Source organism: Stenotrophomonas sp. WED208, from assembly GCF_040984485.1.
GTDB lineage: Bacteria > Pseudomonadota > Gammaproteobacteria > Xanthomonadales > Xanthomonadaceae > Stenotrophomonas > Stenotrophomonas riyadhensis.
In genome coordinates, this window is the sequence record NZ_JAZARB010000001.1 from 1085193 (window position 1) to 1107266 (window position 22074).

Here is a 22074-nt window from a genome sequence, read left to right on the forward strand (position 1 = left end):
CAACAAAACCCTACCGATCGTCGTGCAGGGTGCCGCCCGGCAGGAACACCCACGTGCGGGTGACCTGCAGGATATCGATCTCATCCTCGGTCTTCGGCAACGGCGGGAACGGCTGGGCCAGCTTCACCACCCGCAGTGCCGCCTCATCCAGCAGCGGGGTCCCGCTCGAACGCAGGATCCGGCTGCTCTCCACGCTGCCATCGCGGCGCACGCCCACGCTGATCACCACCTGGCCACCCAGGCGCCGCTGCCGCGCCTCATCCGGGTAATTCAGATTGCCTACGCGCTCGGCGCGATCGACCCACGCGCGCAGGTAATTGGCATAGGCATATTCGCGCGTGCTGGCCGACACGAACTTGCGGTTCGGACGCTTGGCGTACTGCGCCGAGCGCAGGTGCACTTCGGCGGCCAAGCGCGCCATCTCCACGTCGCGCTGTTCGCGCGCGCTCAGCGGTGCGTCCGGTTCGGGCTGATCCGGCGTGGGCCGGGACTGCGCCTGCGCCACCATTTCTTCGCCATTGCGGCTGCTGACCACCCGTGCCTGCGGCGGCGGAACCGGTGCGGCCGATTGCTGCTGCTGTGGCACCGGGCTGATTCCGGACTGGGCCTGCGGCACGATGCCGGCCTGGTTGTCGCGCGGACGCTGCGCGCGGTCGTGCTCGCCACCGCCTTCCTGGTTGGCCGCGGCCAGGAAATCGGCCTGCTTCGGCGTCAATGCGGTGCGGGTCTGGCTGAAGATCACTTCCAGCGTCGGCACCAGCGGTGCATCGCCCTTCACGGCAAAGCCCACGCCCAGGATCAGCAGGGCGTGGACCAGCACAGACAGCGCGATGGTCGCCCCCAGCCGTTGCGCTTCGCGCGGCGGCGGGGGCAGGACGGCAGGGGCGGACGGCATCAGCGCAGGCCGGCCTCGAGTGCGTCGAACAGGGTGCCAGCGATGTTCAGCCCGTACTGGGCGTCCAGTTCGCGCACGCAGGTCGGGCTGGTCACGTTGACCTCGGTCAGGTAATCACCGATCACGTCCAGGCCGACGAAACGCATGCCGCGACGCTTCATCTCCGGGCCCACCTGGGCGGCGATCCAGCGGTCGCGCTCGCTCAGCGGGCGGCCTTCGCCGCGGCCGCCGGCGGCCAGGTTGCCGCGGAATTCGTCGCCCTGCGGGATGCGCGCCAGGCAGTAATCGACCGGCTCACCATCGACCAGCAGGATGCGCTTGTCGCCGGCGGTGATGTCGGGAATGAACTTCTGCGCCAGTGCCATCCTGTGGCCGCCGTCGGTCAGCGTTTCCAGAATCACGTTCAGGTTCGGATCGCCCTGGCCGCTGCGGAAGATCGAGCGTCCGCCCATGCCATCCAGCGGCTTCAGGACGGCCTGGCCGTGTTCCAGGGCAAAGGCCTTCAGCGCCTTGGCATCGCGGCTGACCAGGGTCGGCGGGCAGCACTGCGGGAACAGCAGGGCGGCCAGCTTCTCGTTGTAGTCGCGCAGCCCCTGCGGATTGTTGACCACGCAGGCGCCGGCGGCCGCGGCCACGTCCAGCACCTGGGTGTCGTAGATGTACTCGGCGTCGACCGGTGGGTCCTTGCGCATCAGCACGATCTGGCCGGGACCGAACTCGGTACGGCTGAACGCGCCCAGCTCATACCAGCCGGCCGGGTCGTCGCGCACCTGCAGTGGCGCGGTCTGGGCCACCGCCACGCCGCCTTCCAGGGCCAGGCCGCCCGGGCGCACGTAGTGCAGGGCATGGCCGCGGCGCTGGGCTTCCAGCAGCATGGCGAAGGTGGTGTCCTTGGCGATCTTGATGTGGGCGATGGGGTCCATCACCACGATGACGTTCAACGGCATGGGCGCACCTGTCAGGCAAGGCGTTGATGGTAGCGGCAACGCCGCTCGCGCGCCTCCCCGCCGTACTGCAACGCAGCGTCCGCCCGGCGGTCGCGCACGCATTGCGAAACCCGTCACGTTCAGGAGGGCGCCATGCCCCACGCCATGGGGCGGCCTTGAAGCGGGCGCGGAAAGTGCGATATAGATACGCTTTCGTAGCGGCCCCCGCCAGAGATCGGGCCGTGCGCTTGGGGATAGGCAATGACTGAAAACACGACTGCGGGCGGGGAACTCGCAGGACTCCGGGTGATGGTCATCGATGATTCGAAGACCATCCGCAGGACTGCGGAAACGCTGCTCAAGCGCGAAGGCTGCGAGGTGGTCACCGCCACCGACGGCTTCGAAGCGCTTGCCAAGATCGCAGACCAGCAACCGCAGATCATCTTCGTCGACATCATGATGCCGCGCCTGGACGGGTACCAGACCTGTGCGCTGATCAAGGGCAACCAGCTGTTCAAGGCGACCCCGGTCATCATGCTGTCGTCCAAGGATGGCCTGTTCGACAAGGCGCGGGGACGCATCGTCGGCTCGGAGCAGTACCTGACGAAGCCTTTCACGCGTGAAGAACTGCTGGGTGCCATCCGCACATACGTCAACGCCTGACCAGGGGGGAAAGGCACAATGGCTCGTATCGTTCTGATCGAGGATTCACCGACCGACCGCGCGGTGTTCACCCAGTGGCTGCGCCGTGCCGGCCACGAGGTGCTGGAAGCGGACAACGCCGAGGATGGACTGCAGCTGGTCCGCGACCAGGTGCCGCAGCTGGTGTTGATGGACGTGGTCCTGCCCGGCATGAGCGGCTTCCAGGCCACCCGTGCGATGGCCCGTGATGCGGCGATCAAACACATTCCGGTGATCATCGTCAGCACCAAGGCGATGGAAACCGACAAGGCATGGGGACTGCGCCAGGGCGCGGCCGATTACATCGTCAAGCCGCCGCGCGAGGATGAACTGATCGCGCGGATCAACGAACTGGTGGCCTGATGCGCTCGCCCTTCGACATTCTCGAAGCCTACGAACGGCGCAGCCTGGCCCACGCGGTGCAGCTGCCCGAACGGCAGTTCGCCCAGGACCTCTGGCGTGGCGTGGGTTACCGCGTCGGCCTGCGTCGGCTGGTGTCCGATTTCCGCGAAGTGGTGGAAATCGTGCCGATGCCGCCGGTGACCCCGGTACCGTGCGCGCAGCCGTGGCTGCTGGGCGTAGGCAACCTGCGCGGCAACCTGTTCCCGGTGGTCGACCTGAAGTACTTCCTGGAAGGCACGCGTACCGTGCAGCAGGAAGGCCAGCGCGTGCTGATCATGCGCCAGGCCGGCGGCGACGTCGCGCTGACCATCGATGAACTGTTCGGCCAGCGCAGCTTCGAACTGGACCAGCAGATCGCGGCCGGCACGCTGGCCGAAGGGCGCTACGGCCACTTCGTCGATCGCGCCTTCCATGCCGACGGCCATGACTGGGGCGTGTTCTCGCTCTCGCTGCTGTCGCGTACCCCTGAATTCCGGCAAGCCGCGGCCTGAGGCCGGGCATCGCCCCCTGCATTGAAGATCGAGGTTGAACGATGAGTACTGCTTCGGACGCCACCAAGACCGGCAAGCTGCGGCTGGGCGGCAGCAACCTCTGGCTGTTCCTGCTGCTGGCATCGATGATCCTGTTCGGCGTCAACACCGGCGTCGCCACCTGGCAGGGCAGTCGCCTGGCCGATGCCGGTTCCAAGGCAGCCGACCTGCAGGTGCTGTCGCAGCAGCTGGCCAACCAGGGCCGTGACGCGGTGGGCGGCAACGCGCAGGCGTTCACCGCCTTCAAGGCGACCCGCAACGCGATCGAACAGAACGTGTCGACCCTGCAGGGGCGCTACGGCAAGGAGCCGGGCGTGTCGGGTGCGATCGCCACCCTGGCCGAAACCTGGGCGCCGCTGGGCAAGCAGGCCGGGCAGCTGGTCGCCAGTGAACCGGCGGTGCTGGCGTTGGCCGGCAATGCCAACAACTTCACCGGCGCGGTGCCGGGCCTGCAGGCCCAGCTGAACGAGCTGGTGCGTGCGATGTCCGCCTCCGGCGCGCCGTCGTCGCAGGTGTACAGCGCCCTGCAGCAGGTGGTGGTGGCCGGCTCCATGGCCCGTCGCGTGACCGAAATGCGCGCCGGTGGCAGCGCTGCGGCGACGTCCGGCGATGCACTGGCACGCGACATCACCGTGTTCTCGCAGGTGCTCGACGGCCTGCGCAACGGCAACGAGGAACTGGGCATCACCGCCGTGCGTGGTGCTGCCGCCGTGGCCGCGCTGGAGCAGTCGCAGCAGAAGTGGGAAGCGATGAAGCAGGACGCCGACGCGATCCTGGCCAGCTCGCGCCAGCTGTTCGCCGCACAGTCGGCGGCCACTGCGCTGGGCCAGGGGTCGGCACACATGCTGGACGACAGCCGCAAGCTGTTCGAGGCGTTCTCCTCGTTCGGCTCGGTGTCCGATACCCGCCTGTTCCCGAACTTCTGGATCGGCGTGGTGTCCGGTGCGCTGTCGCTGATCGCGATCATCGGCTTCGTCTCCACCAACGTGCGCAGCCGCTCGCGCGAGCAGGAACTGCGCTACCAGACCCAGGTGGAGTTCAACAGCCGCAACCAGCAGGCGATCATGCGGCTGCTGGACGAAATCTCCTCGCTGGGTGAGGGCGACCTGACGGTGAAGGCCTCGGTGACCGAGGACATGACCGGCGCCATCGCCGACGCGATCAACTACGCCGTCGACGAGCTGCGCCACCTGGTGACCACCATCAACGACACCTCGGCCAAGGTCGCGCTGTCCACCCAGGAAACCCAGGCCACCGCCATGCAGCTGGCAGAAGCGGCGGGCCACCAGGCCAACCAGATCACCTCGGCTTCGGACCGCATCGGCGAAATCGCGGCGAGCATCGAACAGGTGTCGCGCAACTCGGCCGAGTCGGCCGACGTGGCACAGCGCTCGGTGGTGATCGCCGCCGAGGGTGCCGGCGTGGTGCGCGAGACCATCCAGGGCATGGACCAGATCCGTGACCAGATCCAGGAAACCTCCAAGCGCATCAAGCGCCTGGGTGAGTCCTCGCAGGAAATCGGTTCGATCGTGGAACTGATCAACGACATTTCCGAGCAGACCAACATCCTGGCGTTGAACGCAGCGGTGCAGGCGGCCTCGGCCGGTGAAGCAGGCCGCGGTTTCGCGGTCGTGGCCGACGAAGTGCAGCGCCTGGCAGAACGCACCTCGGGCGCGACCCGACGCATCGAGAACCTGGTGCAGGCGATCCAGGCCGATACCAACGAAGCGGTCACCTCGATGGAACAGACCACCGCCGAAGTGGTGTCCGGTGCACGCCTGGCCGAGGACGCCGGCACCGCGCTGACCGAAATCGAGCGCGTCTCCAACGCCCTGAACACCCTCATCAAGAACATCTCCATCGCCGCCCAGCAGCAGTCGGCTGCGGCCTCGGACATCACCCGCACCATGGGCGTGATCCGGCAGATCACCGGCCAGACCTCGCAGGGTGCCGGGCAGACCGCCGAATCGATCGGCCACCTCGCGCAGCTGGCGGCCGACCTGCGTCGTTCGGTCGCCGACTTCAAGCTGCCGGCGTGACGCGGGCAGGGCGGCGAGCAAGGAACCAGTCGATGAAGCATTTCCATTCCCCACGCCAGAACTCGCGCGGCCTCCGCGCGGCGGCGAACGGAGCGCGTCCATGAGCAGTCTGCGCGATGCGATGAGCCACGCAGCGCTGGGCTGGGTCAAGCCCGAGCTGGACGAGACCCTGCGCCAGGTGCGCAACGAGGTCGAGTACTACGCGGAAGACCCGACCGATGCCAGCCGCATGCGCATCTGCGCCGGCTTCCTGCACCAGGTGCAGGGCACCCTGCGCATGGTCGAGCTGTACGCCCCGGCGATGGTGGCCGAGGAACTGGAGCAGCTGGCCAATGCCATCGGTGCCGGTGGCGTGGCCGATCGCGATGAAGCCTGCGCGACCCTGATGCGCGGCAGCGTGCTGCTGCCCGATTACCTGGAGCGCCTGCAGAACGGTCACCGCGACATTCCGATCGTGCTGATGCCGCTGCTCAACGAAATCCGTGCCGCGCGGGGCGAAGAAGGGGTGCATGACAGCGTGCTGCTGGCGTTCGCGCCGGACAGCGTCAGCGCCACCGAGGCCGAGCTGGACCATGCCCGTGGCAGCCTGAGCGGGCGCAACCGCGAGCTGCTGGATACCGTGGGCAGCGCGGTGAAGGAAGAACTGCTGCGCATCAAGGATGCGCTGGACCTGCACCTGCGTACTGGCGGTGCGCCCGAACAGCTGCAGACCCAGGCCAACGAACTTGGCGCCGTGGCCGATACGCTGGGCATGATGGGCCTGGGCGTGGCCCGTGGCGTGGTCGTGCAGCAGCGCGATGCGCTGCGTGGCGTGGTCGAAGGCCGCCAGCAGATCGACGAGAACCTGCTGCTGGATATCGCCGGCGCATTGCTCTACGTGGACGCGTCGCTGGACGACCAGGTCGCCCATCTGGGTGCCGGTGGCAGTGGCGAAGATGATCCGAGCGCGGTCGAGAACCGGCGCACGGTGGAGGTGCTGGCACATGAGGCCATCGCCAACTTCGCCGCCGCCCGCGAGCATTTTGTCGCTTTCATTGAAACCAGCTGGAACCATGCCGAGCTGCAGGACGTGCCGCGCCTGCTGGGCGATGTTTCCGGCGCGCTGCGCATGCTGGATCTCGGCGCGGCTGCCGATTACCTGCGCGGTGTGCAGCAGTACATCGAAGCCGAGCTGATCGGTCGCCAGCGCGTGCCCAGTGGCCGCCAGCTGGACACCTTGGCCGACGCCATGGCCAGCCTGGAGTATTACCTCGAAGCCCTGCGCGACCGTCGGCCGGGGCGCGAGGACATCCTCGACATCACCCGCAGCAGCCTTGAAGCGCTGCGCTATTGGCCGTTGCCGGAGCGCAACGCGGCGGAACCTGTTGCAGCCGCGCCGATTGCGTTTGCGTCGCTGCTGATCGAGCGCGAGCCGGTCACGCTGCAGGCCGAGCCGCTGCAGCCGGAGCACATCGAGATTCCGGTGCAGCCGGCCGCGCCTGCCGCGGGCACGGTGCCGGTACCGCTGCCGGACTTTACCTTCGACCCGCCACCGGCCACGCCTGCACCGGACGTGGTGGACAACAGCCTGATGTTTGGTGCGCTGGGGACTGGTGCGTCCGCACCGCTGTCGCTGCATGACGACGCGGATGCACCGCTGGTGTTTGCGGCTTCGAGCGCACCTGCGCCCGAGGTGCCGCAGTGGGATCTCGCGCCGTTCCATCCGGAGGCCGATCCACTCGCGCCTGCCGACGAGCGCAGCCCGACCTTTGCCAGCTTCGATCCGGTCAGTTTCGAACAGGCCGACACGGGGCAGGGCGCTGCAACACACTGGACGCTATCGGAGGCAACGCCTCCGGCACTGGCGGATGAAGTCGCGCTGGACGCCGACGAAGGCGCAGTTGCGACGACAAGCATCGACGCCGATGCGTATGCCGCGCCGGTGTTTGATCCGGTGGCCGCCGAGCACGAGGCTGCTCCGGCGAGTGGCGACGTGGTGTTCCGCTTCGACGCCGACGCGCTGGACAACGCTGACGATGTGCTGTCCCTGCATGCGATGGAGACGCTGACGCTGGACGACGATGCCGTGCTGCATCCGTCGCTGGAGATCGTCGATGCCGGCGCGCCAACGATGGAGGACGAGAATCCTGTTGCCGTCGAAATGGGCACCGCTCCTGCGGATGCACCGATTGACACGCCGGCACCCGGTGCCGATGCGCCGACGCCTGTGGCGGATGCACCTGCGGTGTCGGTGATCGACATCGACACCATCGCGCCGATCGACTTCAGCGAAGCCGACGCGCAGTTCTTTGCCGAGCTGAGCGCGGCTGCTGCGGACTTCAATCCGCAGGCAACGGCCGCACCGACCGTCGTCGAAGTGCCAGTCGCGGTGGATGCCGAGGTGGGCTTTGAAGCGGGCTTCGATGATGACGCTGAGAACATCGACGAGGACATCCGTGAGGTGTTCCTGGAAGAGTTCGATGACGAACTGGCCAACCTCGGTACCTTGCTGCCGGCATGGCGCATGCAGCCGGACAACATGGACCGGCTGCGGCCGATCCGCCGCATCTTCCACACCCTCAAGGGCAGTGGCCGCCTGGTCGGTGCCCGCACCCTGGGTGAGTTCGCGTGGAAGATCGAGGGCATGCTCAATCGCGTGCTGGACGGTAGCCGTCCGGCCTCGCCGGCCGTGCTGGCCATGGTCGACAACGCGCACGCGGCGTTGCCGCAGCTGAACGCAGCACTTCGCCACGGCCAGCGCATCAGCGTGGACCTGCAGGCGATGCAGGCCATCGCCGACCGTGTCGGCGCTGGTGAGGAAACCTACTACGTACCGTTGCCGGTTGCGGTCGCACCTGCGACACCGGTGGTGGAGGCCGGGAGCGAAGGCGAGGACGACATCAGCCGCATCCTCGAGGCCGAAGCCATCGCGTCGGTGCAGGCCGAAGCCGAGCCGGTGCCCGAGGCCGTGGGCACGCCAGCCAATATCGACAGCGTGCTGCGCGAGATCCTCGAAGCCGAAGTGGAAGTCCACCAGGCCACCCTGCAGGACTGGCTGCGTTCGGCGCAGCAGGCACCGCAGCCGGTCAGCGACGCGCTGCTGCGCGCGGTGCACACCATGAACGGCGCCTTCGCGATGACCGAAGTGCCGGAAATCACTGCCGTCACCGGCGGTGCCGAGTCCTACATCAAGCGTGCACTGGCTGCAGACGTGGTGCCTGGTGACGAAGGCGTTGCCGCACTGGGGGCGGCCGCGCAGGCGATCACCGCGACCATGGAAGCGCTGCAGGCCGAGCAGCCGCGCATTGTTCCGCAGGAAGCGCTGGTGCAGCGCCTGCAGGCGCTGGCCGGCGAACTGCCGGAAGCGCGCTGGCCGATGGTCGGGCTGGAGGACGAGGACGACGAGCTGGCGCTGGAGACCGATCCGGAGTTCGATGCCGCTGTCGACACGCCGGATGCCTCCGCGTTCGAGCCGACCGGGTCTGGGATCGAGCCTGCCGAGCCGGTGCTGGAACCGATTGCAGCCGGCGCGCAGGTGCCGGAAACCACGGACGTGATCGACACCGGTCTCGACGTCGGTGAACTGACCGGCAGCGATGATCTTTCGCGCTACTTCGATGCCGGATGGCCGTCGGTGCCGGGCGAGGACGAAGCCGCCACGTTGGATACCGGATCGCCTGAATCGATCCAGCCGGTTGAAAGTGATCCGGTTGTTGCGCCGGCCGAAGTGGAGGCTGCACCGACGCCGGCCGCCGAAGCCGAACTGACTGCCGCGGACGACCTGTCGCCGTACCTCGACGCCAGCGCATTGCCGGTGGACGACCGCGACACGGATGAGCTGCCTGCGCCTGCAGAAACTGACGCGATCGACCTGAATACGCAGCAGCCCGCAGGCCTGGGCGATGTCGACGGTAACGACTTCGACGTCACTGCTGCACTGCCACTCGACAGCGAGCTGTCGAGCCTGCAGGATGAAATGGCTGCGCCGGGTTTTGCAGAACCGGTCACGCTGGCAGCCGCGCTCGAGGCCGGCCTGCACGTGATCGACGAAGAGCAGACCCTGGACGACGACGGGCAATGGCCCGTGCTCGGCCTCCAGGCCAGCGAACTCGCGCCGGGCGAGGCGGAAGCCTTTGCCGAGGATGCGGACGTCGGCGGGGAGGCGGCGATCGGTGAAGGAGAGAGCGCCGATCAGCCGTCCCCGGCGACGGTGAATGAGGAGGTCGCAGCGGACGCACTGCAGGCCTCCGGCGGGCCGGTGCGCTTCTTCGAACTCGAAGACGCACCGGGGCAGGGCACGGTCCATGCCGATGCCGAGCCTGTCGAGTCCGAAGCCGCCGCCAACCTGCCGGCCCACGATGGAGCCGCCGCTCTGGAAGACAGCGCCGATGGCGTTGATGCGCTCGATTTCAGCGTGTACGACCGCGAACTGGTCGATATCTTCGTCGAGGAAGGCAAGGACCTGCTGGATCATTGCGATGGCCTGATCAGCGAACTGCGCGATGCGCCGCAGGACCGCGAGGTACTGGCCGGCCTGCAGCGTGATCTGCACACCCTGAAGGGTGGCGCACGCATGGCTGGCATCAACGCCATCGGCGACCTTGGCCACAGCATCGAATCGCTGCTGGAGGCCGTGGCCGCGGGCCGTACCGAGATCGAGCGCCGCGACGTGCAGTTGCTGGAGCGTGGGTTCGATCGCCTGCACCAGCTGCTCACCCGCACCGGCGCGCACCGCGTGGTGGAGCCGGCGCAGGATCTGGTCGAAGCCTTTGAAGTCCGCACCACCACCGATATCGCGGCGGCCGTGGCGGCCGCGCACGGGGCCAGTGTGGTCGAGGCGGCTCCGGCGCAGACCGTCAGCCCATCGACTGCCCTGGTCGATATCCCGCTGTCGGCACCGCTGCCGGCCGAGGGCGTGGTCGATGAAGATCCGCTGGCGCGTCCGCAGCAGGAGCAGGTGCGCGTGCGCGCCGATCTGCTCGACCGCCTGGTCAACCATGCCGGTGAAGTGGCGATCTACCGCTCGCGCCTGGAACAGCAGCTGGGTGCCTTCCGTGGCGCCATGGGCGAACTGGAACGCACCAATGCGCGACTGCGCGACCAGCTGCGCCGCCTCGACCTGGAAACCGAGGCGCAGATCGTCGCCCGCTACCAGCGCGAACAGGACCAGGCCGACCAGAAGTTCGATCCGCTGGAACTGGACCGCTTCTCCACCCTGCAGCAGCTCAGCCGTGCGCTGAACGAGTCGGCGGCCGACCTGGGGGGGCTGCAGGGCGTGCTGGACGATCTGTCGCGCCAGTACGATTCGCTGCTGCAGCAGCAGTCGCGCGTCAGCTCCGAGCTGCAGGATGGCCTGATGCGTGCGCGCATGGTGCCGTTCGATGGTCTGGTGCCGCGCCTGCGCCGCGTGGTCCGCCAGTCCGGCATGGATACCGGCAAGCAGGTCCACCTGACCCTGGAAGGCACCCACGGCGAACTGGACCGCAACGTCCTCGACCGCATGGTCGCGCCGCTGGAACACATGCTGCGCAACTCCGTGGCCCATGGCCTGGAAGCGCCGGAACAGCGTCGCGCCGCCGGCAAGCCGGAGGAAGGCGAGATCGCCATCCGCCTGCACCGCGAAGGCTCGGAAATCGTGCTGGAAGTGGCCGATGACGGCGCTGGCCTGGATCGCGAAGCGATCCGCCGCCGTGCCATCGACCGGGGCCTGCTGGCGGCCGACGCACAACCGAACGAGCAGGAGCTGGACAACCTGATCTTCGCTTCCGGCTTCACGACCGCCGACCAGGTCAGCCAGCTGGCCGGCCGTGGCGTGGGCATGGACGTGGTGCGCAACGAAGTGCGCCAGCTCGGTGGCTCGGTCGACATCCAGTCGGTGCGGGGCCAGGGCGTGCGCTTCACCCTGCGCCTGCCGCAGACGCTGGCGGTCACCCAGGCGGTGTTCGTACAGATCGGCGAGACCACCTTTGCAGTGCCGGTCGCCTCGGTCAGTGGTATCGGCCGTCTGTCGCGCGAGCGTTTCGAAGCCGCCGACAGCAGCTACCGCTACAGCGGCGAGGACTATCCGCTGTACGACCTCGGCAGTCTGGTAGGCCAGGCCCCGGCGCGTGCCGATGGCCAGGACCAGGTGCCGCTGCTGCTGGTCCGCGCCGGTGATCTGCGTGCCGCCGTGGCGATCGACCAGGTGCTGGGCAACCGCGAAATCGTGGTCAAGCCGGTCGGCCTGCAGATCGCATCGGTGCCGGGCATCTACGGCGCCACCATCACCGGCGATGGTCGCGTGGTGGTGATCCTGGACGTGGCGCCGCTGGTGCGCCGCTTCCTCGCCAACCCGACCTTGCCCGTGCTGGCCAATGCGCCGCGCCAGGAGCGCCAGGTGCCGCTGGTGATGGTGGTCGACGACTCGCTGACCATGCGCAAGGTCACCGGCCGCATCCTCGAACGCCACAACTTCGAGGTCAGCGTCGCCCGCGATGGCGTGGAAGCGCTGGAACGCCTGGAAGAGCGCGTGCCCGACCTGATGCTGCTGGATATCGAGATGCCGCGCATGGATGGCTACGAGCTCGCCACCGCGATGCGTGCCGACCCGCGCTACAAGGATGTGCCGATCGTGATGATCACTTCGCGCAGCGGCGACAAACACCGCCAGCGCGCCTTCGAGATCGGCGTCCAGCGTTACCTGGGCAAGCCGTACCAGGAACTGGACCTGATGCGTAACGTGTACGACCTGCTGGGGATCGCCCGTGTCCGTGAGTGAAACCCAAGCGGCTCCGGCCGTGGCCCTGCTGGCCCGCCCCGGTGCGGCGCGTGAGCGCCTGCGCGAGGCGCTGTCGCATGCGGATGTGCAGCTGGTGCTGGAAGACGACCCGAACAGCCTGGAGCCGCAGCTGCTGCAGGACGCCCGTCCGCAGATCGTGGTGATCGCCCTCGAGGCGGCCATCGAGGATGCACTTGAGCGCCTGGAAAGCGTGCTGTCCGCCCCGGGCCTGACCCTGGTCTTCGACGAGGCCGAGCTGGCCGCGCGCCGCGATGGCTGGGAAGCCCAGCGCTGGGGCCGCCACTTGGCCGCCAAGCTGCACGGCCACCAGCAGGTACTGCCGCCAGGGGCCGAGGACGAGCCCAGCCTGCAGCTGGAACCGGGCCACCCGGCACCGGCGCCGGCACCGCAGGAAGAGGCGCTGCAACCGCATCTGGACCAGGCGCTGAGCTGGGCCGACGAGGTGCCGGCCGACAGCCTGTATTCCCCCCCTGCACAACTGCACGAGCCGATCGCACTGGAGCAGGCACTGGCCGCGCTGCAGCCGGTCGTGTCGGAGCCGCTGGAGGCACCGGTACCGCCGTCGCTGGCTGAGCCCGTTGCTGCAGCACCGGCCGTGCCGCCGATCTCCTTCGACCACACCGCGTGGTCGCTGGTCGAGGACGCGGTGGACGCGCCGGCCACCGTCAGCAACATTGCCGACGACGCGCCGATGCCTTCTTTCGATACCGACCACCTCAGCCTGGTCGATCTGGACGCTGCTGCGCCTGTGGGTGCACGTGCCGGATCGCTGCTGGTGCTGGCCGGCATCGGTGGCCCGGATGCGCTGCGTCGCCTGCTCGGCGCGTTGCCGTCTTCGCTGAGCGTGCCGGTCCTGGTGCACATGCGCCTGGATGGCGGTCGTTACGGCAATCTCGTCAAGCAGATGGCACGCGTATCGCCGCTGCCGGTGCAACTGGCCGAAGCCGGCCAGCGCGCCACACCCGGTGAAGTGCACGTGCTGGCCGATGATATCGGCGTACGTGCGGCCAGCGATGGCCTGCATTTCATCAGCGACGCGCAGGGGATCGCGATTGCCGCGCTGCCGGCTGACCACACCGCGCTGGTACTGCTCAGTGGTGCCGATCTGGCCCACGTCGGACCGGCGTTGGACCTGGCGGCCGCCGGTGCCTGGGTGGCCGGGCAGGTGGGTGAGGGCTGCTATGACCCGGCTGCGGCCACGGCCGTGGTTGCGGCCGGCAGGGTCGCCGGAGAACCGCAGGAACTGGCGCAGGCCATTGCCGCGCGCTGGGGCGTGGAAGACGACAACGGAGAGGTACCATGAGCTACGCCAGCAATGATGAGATCCGCGGCGTCCTGATCCAGGCCGGCAATGAGCGCGTGCTGCTGCCCAATGCCACGGTGGCCGAAATGATGTCGCGCGTGCCGGTGCAGCCAGTCTCCGATGCCCCGCGCTGGTTGGTCGGCGAGATCGGCTGGCATGGCTGGCAGGTGCCGTTGGTGTCGTTCGCACGGCTGTCCGGTCTGGGCGAAGAAGCCGTGAGCGGCCACAACAAGGTAGTGGTGCTGAAGGCCCTGAGCGGTAACGCGCAGCGCCCCTACTATGCGCTGCTGACGCAGAATTTCCCGCAGTTGATCTCGGTGCCGCGCGACGGCCTGCTGGCCGACGCCTCCGAGGAAACCCTGCCGCAGATCGTGCACATGCGCGTGCTGCTGGGCGAAAAGAGTGCGCTGCTGCCGAACCTGGATGCGCTGGAAGCCGCGCTGGAATCGCTGGCGGCCTGATCGGACATCCGCCGGTCGGATTCCCGGTAGTGCCGGCCGCTGGCCGGCAGCCTCATGATCCCGTGGATGCCGGCCTGCGGCCGGCACTACCACGAATCAGCCTCAGCCCAGATCGCCCAACCGCGCCTGCAGTGCTGCAATCGCGGCCAGGCCGGCGGTTTCGGTGCGCAGAATGCGCGGGCCCAGCTGCAGGCCCTGGAACCCCGCCGCCGCCAGTTGATCCCGGTCGCGCGGCGACCAGCCGCCTTCCGGACCGATCGCGATCACGATGCCCCCGACGGGTGCGGCGTCCAGCGTCGACAGCCGGTGCGCGCCTTGCGGGTCCAGGGTCAACCGAAGCGTATCCGCCGGCAGCGCCGCTGCCGCCTGAGCAAGCGACAGCGGCGGGCCCACCTGCGGAATGCGCGCGCGCCCGGACTGGCCACAGGCTGAGGTCACCACGTTGTTCCAGTGCGCCACGCGCTTCTCCGCCCGTGCTGCATCGAGCTTCACCTCGGTACGCTCGGCGTTGACCGGAATGATCGCCGCCACGCCCAGTTCGGTGGCCTTCTGCAGGATCAGGTCCATCTTCTCGCCGCGGGCGATGCCCTGCAGCAGAGTGATCGCCAGCGGCGATTCAGTGTCGATGGCCTGCACGGCGTCGATGCGGACCTGTACCTCGCGCTTGCCGGCCACAGTCAGGGTGGCGCTGTAGTCGTGGCCGTCACCGTTGAACAGTACGCAGGTATCGCCCTCGCGCAGGCGCATCACCCGCACCAGGTGGTTGGCCGTCTCTTCCGGCAGGGTCACGGTCTGGCCGCTGTGCAGCGCCAGGTCGATGGGACAGCGGGTCACGCGCATGCAATCGCCTCGTCAATCGCTGCCAGCGTGGTATGTGCCAGCAGCTCCAGTTGTTCGTCATCCACGCAGTAGGGTGGCATCCAGTACAGCACGTCGCCCAGTGGTCGCAGCACCACACCGCGCTTCAGCGCGGCCTTGTAGGCGTGCAGGCCGAGCCGCAGCGCCGGGTCGAACGGGGTGCGCTTGTTGCCGTCGCGCGACAGCTCGAACGCCACCACCATGCCCGCCTGGCGCACGTCGGCCACGTGCGGATGGTCGCTGAACGGTGCAGCCAGCGTGCCCATCACCGAGGCGATGCCGCGGTTGCGGGCGATCACATCGTCGTCGCGGAAGATGTCCAGCGTCGCCAGCGCGGCCGCGCAGGCCAGCGGGTTGCCGGTGTAGCTGTGCGAGTGCAGGAACGCGCGCTCGCGCGAGTCGTCGAGGAACGCGTCGTACAGCGCCTGCGTCGCCAGCACGGCGGCCAGTGGCAGGAAGCCGCCGGTCAGGCCCTTGGACAGGCACATCAGGTCCGGCATCACCCCGGCCTGCTCGCAGGCGAACAGGGTGCCGGTGCGGCCGAAGCCGGTGGCGATCTCGTCGGCGATCATGAACGCGCCGTGGGCATCGCACAGTTCGCGCACGCGCTGCAGATACACCGGGTCATGCATGCGCATGCCGCCCGCGCACTGCAGGCGAGGTTCCAGGATCACCGCGCAGATCTCGCCCGGATGCTGGTCGAACAGCGTGGCCAGTCCATCCGCCGCCTGCCGCGCGCGATCGGCTGCGCTTTGGCCGGGCTCGGCCAGGTAAGCGTCGGGCGAGGGCGCGAACAGTCCTTCGGCCAGCAGCGGCGCGTAGACGCGGCGATACAGCGGGATGTCACCCAGCGCCAGCGCGCCCAGGGTTTCGCCGTGGTAGCCGTTTTCGAGTGCGATGAAGCGCGTGCGCCGCGGCTCGCCACGGTTCTGGAAATACTGGAAGGCCATCTTCAGCGCCACTTCCACGCCGGCGGAACCGTTGTCGGCGTAGAACACCTTGGCCAGCGGTTCGCGGCCAGGCTGGCGCGGGGCCAGCGCCAGCAGGCGTTCGGCCAGGGTGATGGCCGGCTCATGGCCGAATCCGGCCAGCATCACCTGTTCCAGCTGCGTGGCCTGGGCGGCGATGGCGCCACCGATGCGCGGTTCGGCATGGCCGAACAGGTTGGTCCACCAGCTGCTGACCGCATCCAGATAGCGGTTGCCGTCGTGGTCGATCAGCCAGGCACCTTCGCCGCGGGCGATCGGTACCAGCGGCAGGGTGTCCGGGTGTTCACGCATCTGCGTGCACGGGTGCCACAGCACCTGCAGGTCGCGCTGCCGCCAGTGCTGGGCCAGCGGGGAAGGGGTTGGGTCTGCTAGCATTTCGGGCTCATGAACATGTTGCTGCCTGCACATTCTATCGGCCCCGGCGCAGGCGCCGGCCGCCGCGGAGATTCCGCATGAACGATGACCGTGCCGGCCGTCGCTTGCCGATCATCCATCGGATCACCGATGAGGAGAACGGTCCCTTCCAGCGCCAGCACCTGGACCTGGAGTTCTCCAACGGCGAACGCCGCCGCTTCGAGCGCCTGGTCAGCCGGGGTCATGGCGCGGTGGTGGTGGTGCCGATGCTCGATGACGAGACCGTACTGCTGGTACGTGAATACGCGGCCGGCATGCACCGCTACGAGCTGGGCCTGGTCAAGGGCCGGATCGATGCCGGCGAGACGCCGGAGCAGGCGGCCGACCGCGAACTGAAGGAAGAGGCCGGTTACGGCGCGCGCCGGGTGGACGTGCTGCGCGCGATGACCCTGGCCCCGACCTACATGAGCCACCAGTCGTGGTTGGTGGTGGCGCGCGACCTGTACCCGGAAAAGCTGGCCGGCGACGAGCCGGAAGAACTGGAAGTCGTACCGTGGAGGCTGGCCGAGCTGGACCAGCTGATGCTGCGCGAAGACTTCTCCGAGGGACGTTCGCTGGCAGCGCTGTTCATCGCCCGCCAGTGGCTGCAGGGAACGCGATGATCAAACTGACCACGGACCTGCGCGAGACCGCCATCGCCATTGCCCAGGAAGCCGGACAGGCCATCATGCAGGTCTATGCCGATGGCTTCGATGTGCAGATCAAGGATGACAACAGCCCGGTCACCGCAGCCGACCTGGCCGCCAACCAGGTGATCGAGCAGGGCCTGCAGCAGCTGACCCCGGATCTGCCGATCCTGTCCGAGGAATCGGCGCAGGTCCCCTGGGAACAGCGCCGCCACTGGGGCGCCTACTGGCTGGTCGATCCGCTCGATGGCACCCGTGAGTTCGTCAAGCGCAACGGCGAGTTCAGCGTCAATATCGCGCTGATCTACCAGGGCGCGCCGGCCTTCGGCGTGGTGCTGGCCCCGGTGACCGGCATCGTCTGGCATGCCATGCGCGGCGAGCTGGCGTATCGGCGCCAGGGCCTGCACGACACCGTGCTGCGTACCCGCACACCGGCCACCGCACCGTTGCGGGTTGCCGCCAGCCGCTCGCACCGGTCGCCGGAAACAGAAGCGCTGCTGGCGCGCATGGGCCGCATCGAGACCATCGCGCAGGGCTCGTCGCTGAAATTCTGCCGGATCGCCGAAGGTGGCCTGGATGTCTATCCGCGGCTGGGCCCGACCTCTGAATGGGATACCGCCGCCGGCCAGTGCGTACTGCACGCCGCCGGCGGTGCGGTACTGTCGGCAGCGACCGGCAAGCCGTTCCGCTACAACCGCCGCGAGACCCTGTTGAACGGCGATTTCATTGCCCTTGGTGATACCAGCCTGCCGTGGCGCGACTGGTTGTCCGATTGACCCTGGAGGCCGCATGAGCGCGCATGACACCCCCACCAGCGGCAGCGCCGCCGCCCATGAACTGGAACGCCTGCTGGCGATCATGGCGCGCCTGCGCGATCCGCAGGGCGGCTGCCCCTGGGACCTGGAGCAGACCTTCGCGACCATCGCGCCGTACACCATCGAGGAAGCCTACGAGGTGGCCGATGCGATCGACCGTGGCGATCTCGACGATCTCTGTGACGAGCTGGGCGACCTGCTGCTGCAAGTGGTGTTCCATGCGCGCATGGCCGAGGAGCAGGGCGCCTTTGCCTTCGCCGAAGTCGCACGCGCAATCAGCGACAAGATGCAGCGCCGCCATCCGCACGTGTTCGCCGACGTCAGCGTTGACGATGCCGACGGCGTGACGCGTAACTGGGAGGCGATCAAGCGCGCCGAGCGCGCGGCCAAGGGCGAGCAGGATACCTCCGCGCTGGCCGGCATCTCGCGCGGGCTGCCGGAATGGCAGCGGGCGGTGAAGCTGCAGTCGCGCGCGGCCAAGGTCGGCTTCGACTGGCCGGGCCCGTTGCCGGTGCTGGACAAGGCCGCCGAGGAACTGCAGGAGCTGCGCGAGGAGTTCGAGCGCGGCGACATCGCCGGCAACAAGGCGCGCCTGCAGGAAGAGCTGGGCGACCTGCTGTTCGTCTGCGCCAACCTGGCCCGCCACGCCGATATCGATCTGGGCGCGGCGCTGCGCGGGGCCAACCACAAGTTCGAACGCCGCTTCCGTGCGATGGAAGCGCAGGCCGACGCCCAGGGTGGGGCGCTGGCGTCGATGGACCTGGATGCGCAGGAAGCGCTGTGGCAGCACGCCAAGGCGGCGGAGAAGGCGTGAAGACGCTTGCGCTGTTCCTGCTGACCGCGCTGGCCGAAATCGTCGGCTGCTACCTGCCGTGGTTGTGGCTGCGCAAGGGTGGCAGCATCTGGCTGCTGCTGCCGGCGGCGGCCAGCCTGGCCCTGTTCGCGTGGCTGCTGACCCTGCATCCGACAGCCAGTGGCCGCGTCTATGCCGCCTACGGTGGCGTCTATATCGGTACCGCGCTGTTCTGGCTGTGGCTGGTCGACGGCATCCGCCCCAGCCGCTGGGACCTGCTCGGTGCAGCCCTGTGCCTGGCCGGCATGGCGGTGATCATGTTCGGGCCGCGCACGCCCTCGGTGTAGCGTCGAGCCATGCTCGACTGCTTCTGCCAGTATCCGTCGAGCCGAGGCAGCCGAGCATGGCTCGGCTCTCTAAGGGCAAGGATGCTCGCGCAGCGCTGCCGCCTCCGAAGGTGCATGATGTAGGCAGTGATGGCCCGGAGCACGCACATGTCCCGCTTCGCCAGCTTCCGTGAGTTCTACCCGTTCTATCTGGACGAGCACCGCCACCCGGTCTCGCGGCGCCTGCATTTCATCGGCAGCTGCGGCGTGCTGCTGCTGGTCGCGGTTGCCGTGCTGCGCGGCCAGCCGATGTTTCTGCTCGGTGCTCTGTTCTGCGGTTACGGATTCGCCTGGGTCGGCCATTTCTTCTTCGAGAAGAACCGCCCGGCTACCTTTCAGCACCCGCTGTATTCATTCATGGGCGACTGGGTGATGTTCGCCGACATCCTGCGTGGGCGGGTGCCCTGGTAGCCTCGCTGTGCCCGCCGTCCTCACGCGCTATGCTGGGGCCTGGGCGACATAGATAAGGAAAGCGCGATGTTCCCGACCATGTTCTTTACCGTGGTACTGGCCTTCGTGGCCGTGGTGATCCTGTTCAAGGCGGTGCGGATGGTGCCGCAGGGGTATGAATGGACCGTTGAGCGCTTCGGCCGCTACACCCACACCATGACGCCGGGCCTGCACTTCCTGATCCCGATCGTCTACGGGGTCGGGCGCAAGGTGAACATGATGGAACAGGTGCTGGACGTGCCCAGCCAGGAAGTGATCACCAAGGACAACGCGGCCGTGCGCGTGGATGGCGTGGTGTTCTTCCAGGTCCTGGATGCGGCCAAGGCCGCCTACGAGGTGGCCAACCTGGAAGTGGCCATGATCGCCCTGGTGCAGACCAACATCCGTACCGTGATCGGTTCGATGGACCTGGATGAATCGCTCAGCCAGCGCGAGGTGATCAATGCCCAGCTGCTGAGCGTGGTCGACCATGCCACCAATCCCTGGGGTGTGAAGGTCAACCGTATCGAGATCCGCGACATCCAGCCGCCACGCGATCTGCTGGATGCGATGGCGCGGCAGATGAAGGCCGAGCGCGAGAAGCGTGCGCAGATCCTCGAAGCGGAAGGTTCACGGCAGTCGGAGATCCTGCGCGCCGATGGCGAGAAGCAGGCCACCGTGCTGGAGGCTGAAGGCCGTCGCGAAGCCGCGTTCCGCGATGCCGAGGCGCGCGAGCGTCTGGCCGAGGCCGAAGCGATGGCGACCAAGGTGGTGTCGGCAGCGATCGCCGAGGGTGACGTGCAGGCGATCAACTACTTTGTCGCGCAGAAGTACGTGGAAGCGTTCAAGGAGCTGGCCAGTTCGCCGAACCAGAAGCTGGTGCTGATGCCGATGGAGGCCAGTGGCGTGATCGGTTCGATCGCGGGCGTGGCCGAACTGGCAAAGCAGGCGCTGGCCAGCCAGGACAACAAGGCCGCCGGCAAGCGGCCGCCGCCGCTCGGAGGCTGACATGCGCTGGGAAGTCGTCGGTTGGGGTGCGTTGGCGCTGCTGCTGTTCGCGGCCGAAGCGCTGGCGCCGGGTGCATTCATGCTGTGGATCGGCATTGGTGCGGCAGCGGTGTTCGTACTGGTTGCGGTGTTCAGTGACATTCCGCTGTTGTGGCAGGTGATTGCTTTCGTCCTGCTGAGTGTGGTCTCGATCCAGTGCTACCGGCGCTGGGGGCGACCGCGGGCACGGCCCAGCGATGCGCCGCTGCTCAACCGCCGCACGGAGCAGTTGATCGGCCGGGAGGTCGCACTGCAGCAGGCCATCGTCGGCGGCCAGGGACGGGTCAGCATCGATGATGCGTACTGGCAGGTGAGTGGACCGGATCTGCAGGCCGGCAGCCTGGTACGGGTGGTGGCGGTGCAGGGCAGCACGCTACGGGTCGAGGCTGCAGACCGTCCCCTGTAGAGCCGAGCCCACGCTCGGCTCCTGCACGAAGAGCAGCCGAGCGTGGGCTCGGCTCTACAGCTCGCCCGCTGCGCTGCGGCACGCCTGCGGGCGACCGATCTGGGATAATGGGGATTCTTGTTTCCTCTGCTGCCGGACCCGGTCATGACCCAGAAGACGCTGCTCAACGATACCCACCGCGCCCTTGGCGCCAAGATGGTCGATTTCGGGGGTTGGGACATGCCCATCCACTACGGCTCGCAGCTCGACGAGCACCACCTGGTGCGTCGCGAGTCCGGTGTATTCGACGTCAGCCATATGACCGTGGTCGACCTGCGCGGTGACCAGGTCAAGCCGTTCCTGCGCCGCCTGCTGGCCAACTCGGTCGACAAGCTGAAGGTGACCGGCAAGGCACTGTATTCGTGCATGCTGAATCCGCGCGGCGGCGTCATCGACGACCTGATCGTCTACTACCTGGGCGACGATTTCTTCCGCATGGTGGTCAATGCCTCCACCCGCGAGAAGGACCTGGCCTGGCTGCGCGAGCAGGCTGCGCCGTTCGGCGTGTCGGTCGAACAGCGCCCGGACCTGGCCATCCTCGCCGTGCAGGGCCCGCAGGCACGCGACATCGTCATCGGCCTGGCCCGCGAAAGCGATCGCGCAGCGCTGGCCAAGCTGGGCCGTTTCGCCGCCCTGCAGGTGCAGTCGGACGACGCTGTCGAGCTGTTTGTCGCTCGCACCGGGTACACGGGTGAGGACGGTTTCGAGATCCTGCTGCCGCAGGATGCCGTGGTCGCGTTCTGGAACCGCCTGCTGGCGGCAGGCGTGAAGCCGGCCGGCCTCGGCGCGCGCGACACCTTGCGCCTCGAAGCTGGCATGAACCTGTACGGCCAGGACATGGACGAAGAGATCAGCCCGTACGAAGCGGCACTGGCCTGGACCGTGTCGCTGGACGAAGGCCGCGACTTCATCGGCCGCGACGTGCTGGAAGTGCAGAAGGCCGCTGGCACCGCACGCCAGATGATCGGCCTGGTGATGGACGAGAAGGGCGTGCTGCGCCACGGCCAGGCGGTGACCACCGCGGGCGGCCAGGGCGAGATCCTGTCCGGCACCTTCTCGCCGACCCTGGCCAAGGGCATCGCCTTTGCCCGCGTGCCGGCCGGTGAGCTTGGCGAGGTCACCGTCGACATCCGCGGCCGGCAGGTGCCGGTGCGCGTGGTCAAGTTCCCGTTCGTGCGCGAAGGCCAGGCCCAGCCCGGCGTGTTGGCCGACGTCTGATCCGAACATGCCGGTCGTCACTGACAGCAGTGGCGGCCGGTTGGTTACACTAGCCCCGTT

19 protein-coding genes are annotated in these 22074 nt (G+C 68.0%); 15 read left to right on the forward strand and 4 right to left on the reverse strand.

The features are described 5' to 3' along the window. Positions 1 to 10: 10 nt before the first annotated feature. A complete protein-coding gene (locus tag VPH47_RS04770; RefSeq protein ID WP_110713262.1) occupies positions 11 to 895 on the reverse strand; it encodes an energy transducer TonB in 885 nt (294 codons plus the stop codon). Next, positions 895 to 1842 (reverse strand): glutathione synthase, encoded by a 948-nt coding sequence (gshB, locus tag VPH47_RS04775; protein WP_012511876.1) that lies wholly within the window; start codon positions 1840 to 1842, stop codon positions 895 to 897. The genes VPH47_RS04770 and gshB overlap by 1 nt, the downstream gene beginning before the upstream one ends. Before the next feature lie 240 nt (positions 1843 to 2082). On the opposite strand from gshB, the gene pilG reads away from it, so the two are divergent. The 7 genes from pilG to VPH47_RS04810 all read left to right on the forward strand — a co-directional run bounded on the left by pilG (position 2083) and on the right by VPH47_RS04810 (position 13994). Then, on the forward strand, positions 2083 to 2484 hold the full coding sequence (pilG, locus tag VPH47_RS04780) for a twitching motility response regulator PilG (protein ID WP_005418455.1): 402 nt from the start codon (positions 2083 to 2085) through the stop codon (positions 2482 to 2484). A gap of 18 nt (positions 2485 to 2502) precedes the next feature. After that, the gene (locus VPH47_RS04785) at positions 2503 to 2865 is read left to right on the forward strand and encodes a PleD family two-component system response regulator (RefSeq protein ID WP_005410717.1); all 363 of its coding nucleotides are present in this window, start codon (positions 2503 to 2505) and stop codon (positions 2863 to 2865) included. After that, positions 2865 to 3395, forward strand: a complete 531-nt coding sequence (locus tag VPH47_RS04790; RefSeq protein WP_110713261.1) for a chemotaxis protein CheW — start codon at positions 2865 to 2867, stop codon at positions 3393 to 3395. The genes VPH47_RS04785 and VPH47_RS04790 overlap by 1 nt, the downstream gene beginning before the upstream one ends. A 41-nt stretch (positions 3396 to 3436) precedes the next feature. Further along, positions 3437 to 5473 carry a methyl-accepting chemotaxis protein gene (locus tag VPH47_RS04795; protein WP_032130100.1) on the forward strand — a complete coding sequence of 679 codons (2037 nt, stop codon included), beginning with the start codon at positions 3437 to 3439 and terminating at the stop codon, positions 5471 to 5473. Between the two features lie 100 nt (positions 5474 to 5573). After that, entirely contained in the window at positions 5574 to 12209 is a 6636-nt protein-coding gene (locus tag VPH47_RS04800) for an Hpt domain-containing protein (RefSeq protein WP_368850240.1), read from the forward strand. Continuing rightward, complete coding sequence (locus VPH47_RS04805; RefSeq protein ID WP_368850241.1) at positions 12196 to 13533, forward strand: chemotaxis protein CheB; 1338 nt, start codon at positions 12196 to 12198, stop codon at positions 13531 to 13533. Before VPH47_RS04800 ends, VPH47_RS04805 begins: the two co-directional genes overlap by 14 nt. Further along, entirely contained in the window at positions 13530 to 13994 is a 465-nt protein-coding gene (locus VPH47_RS04810; RefSeq protein WP_110713256.1) for a chemotaxis protein CheW, read from the forward strand. Before VPH47_RS04805 ends, VPH47_RS04810 begins: the two co-directional genes overlap by 4 nt. Positions 13995 to 14096: 102 nt before the next feature. Here the strand turns inward: VPH47_RS04810 and VPH47_RS04815 are convergent, their stop codons facing one another. Together VPH47_RS04815 and bioA are read right to left on the reverse strand one after the other, a co-directional pair. Beyond that, entirely contained in the window at positions 14097 to 14834 is a 738-nt protein-coding gene (locus VPH47_RS04815) for a 16S rRNA (uracil(1498)-N(3))-methyltransferase (protein WP_368850242.1), read from the reverse strand. Then, a complete protein-coding gene (bioA, locus tag VPH47_RS04820; RefSeq protein WP_219629556.1) occupies positions 14825 to 16216 on the reverse strand; it encodes an adenosylmethionine--8-amino-7-oxononanoate transaminase in 1392 nt (463 codons plus the stop codon). Before bioA ends, VPH47_RS04815 begins: the two co-directional genes overlap by 10 nt. Before the next feature lie 77 nt (positions 16217 to 16293). On the opposite strand from bioA, the gene nudE reads away from it, so the two are divergent. From nudE to gcvT, 8 genes are all read left to right on the forward strand, one after another. After that, positions 16294 to 16857, forward strand: coding sequence for an ADP compounds hydrolase NudE (gene nudE / locus VPH47_RS04825; RefSeq protein WP_110713251.1), 564 nt, complete (start codon positions 16294 to 16296; stop codon positions 16855 to 16857). Further along, positions 16854 to 17657, forward strand: coding sequence for a 3'(2'),5'-bisphosphate nucleotidase CysQ (gene cysQ / locus VPH47_RS04830; protein WP_032130106.1), 804 nt, complete (start codon positions 16854 to 16856; stop codon positions 17655 to 17657). The genes nudE and cysQ overlap by 4 nt, the downstream gene beginning before the upstream one ends. 13 nt (positions 17658 to 17670) lie before the next feature. Then, on the forward strand, positions 17671 to 18510 hold the full coding sequence (mazG, locus tag VPH47_RS04835) for a nucleoside triphosphate pyrophosphohydrolase (RefSeq protein ID WP_153855730.1): 840 nt from the start codon (positions 17671 to 17673) through the stop codon (positions 18508 to 18510). After that, complete coding sequence (locus VPH47_RS04840; RefSeq protein WP_110714367.1) at positions 18507 to 18836, forward strand: YnfA family protein; 330 nt, start codon at positions 18507 to 18509, stop codon at positions 18834 to 18836. The genes mazG and VPH47_RS04840 overlap by 4 nt, the downstream gene beginning before the upstream one ends. 147 nt (positions 18837 to 18983) lie before the next feature. Then, positions 18984 to 19286: a DUF962 domain-containing protein gene (locus tag VPH47_RS04845; RefSeq protein WP_197611683.1), complete on the forward strand. Its 303-nt coding sequence runs from the start codon at positions 18984 to 18986 to the stop codon at positions 19284 to 19286. Between the two features lie 66 nt (positions 19287 to 19352). Continuing rightward, positions 19353 to 20312 carry an SPFH domain-containing protein gene (locus tag VPH47_RS04850; RefSeq protein ID WP_005410704.1) on the forward strand — a complete coding sequence of 320 codons (960 nt, stop codon included), beginning with the start codon at positions 19353 to 19355 and terminating at the stop codon, positions 20310 to 20312. Position 20313: 1 nt separating this feature from the next. Beyond that, on the forward strand, positions 20314 to 20757 hold the full coding sequence (locus VPH47_RS04855; RefSeq protein WP_368850243.1) for an NfeD family protein: 444 nt from the start codon (positions 20314 to 20316) through the stop codon (positions 20755 to 20757). 144 nt (positions 20758 to 20901) lie between these two features. Then, positions 20902 to 22014 (forward strand): glycine cleavage system aminomethyltransferase GcvT, encoded by a 1113-nt coding sequence (gene gcvT / locus VPH47_RS04860; protein WP_368850244.1) that lies wholly within the window; start codon positions 20902 to 20904, stop codon positions 22012 to 22014. Positions 22015 to 22074: the final 60 nt, after the last annotated feature.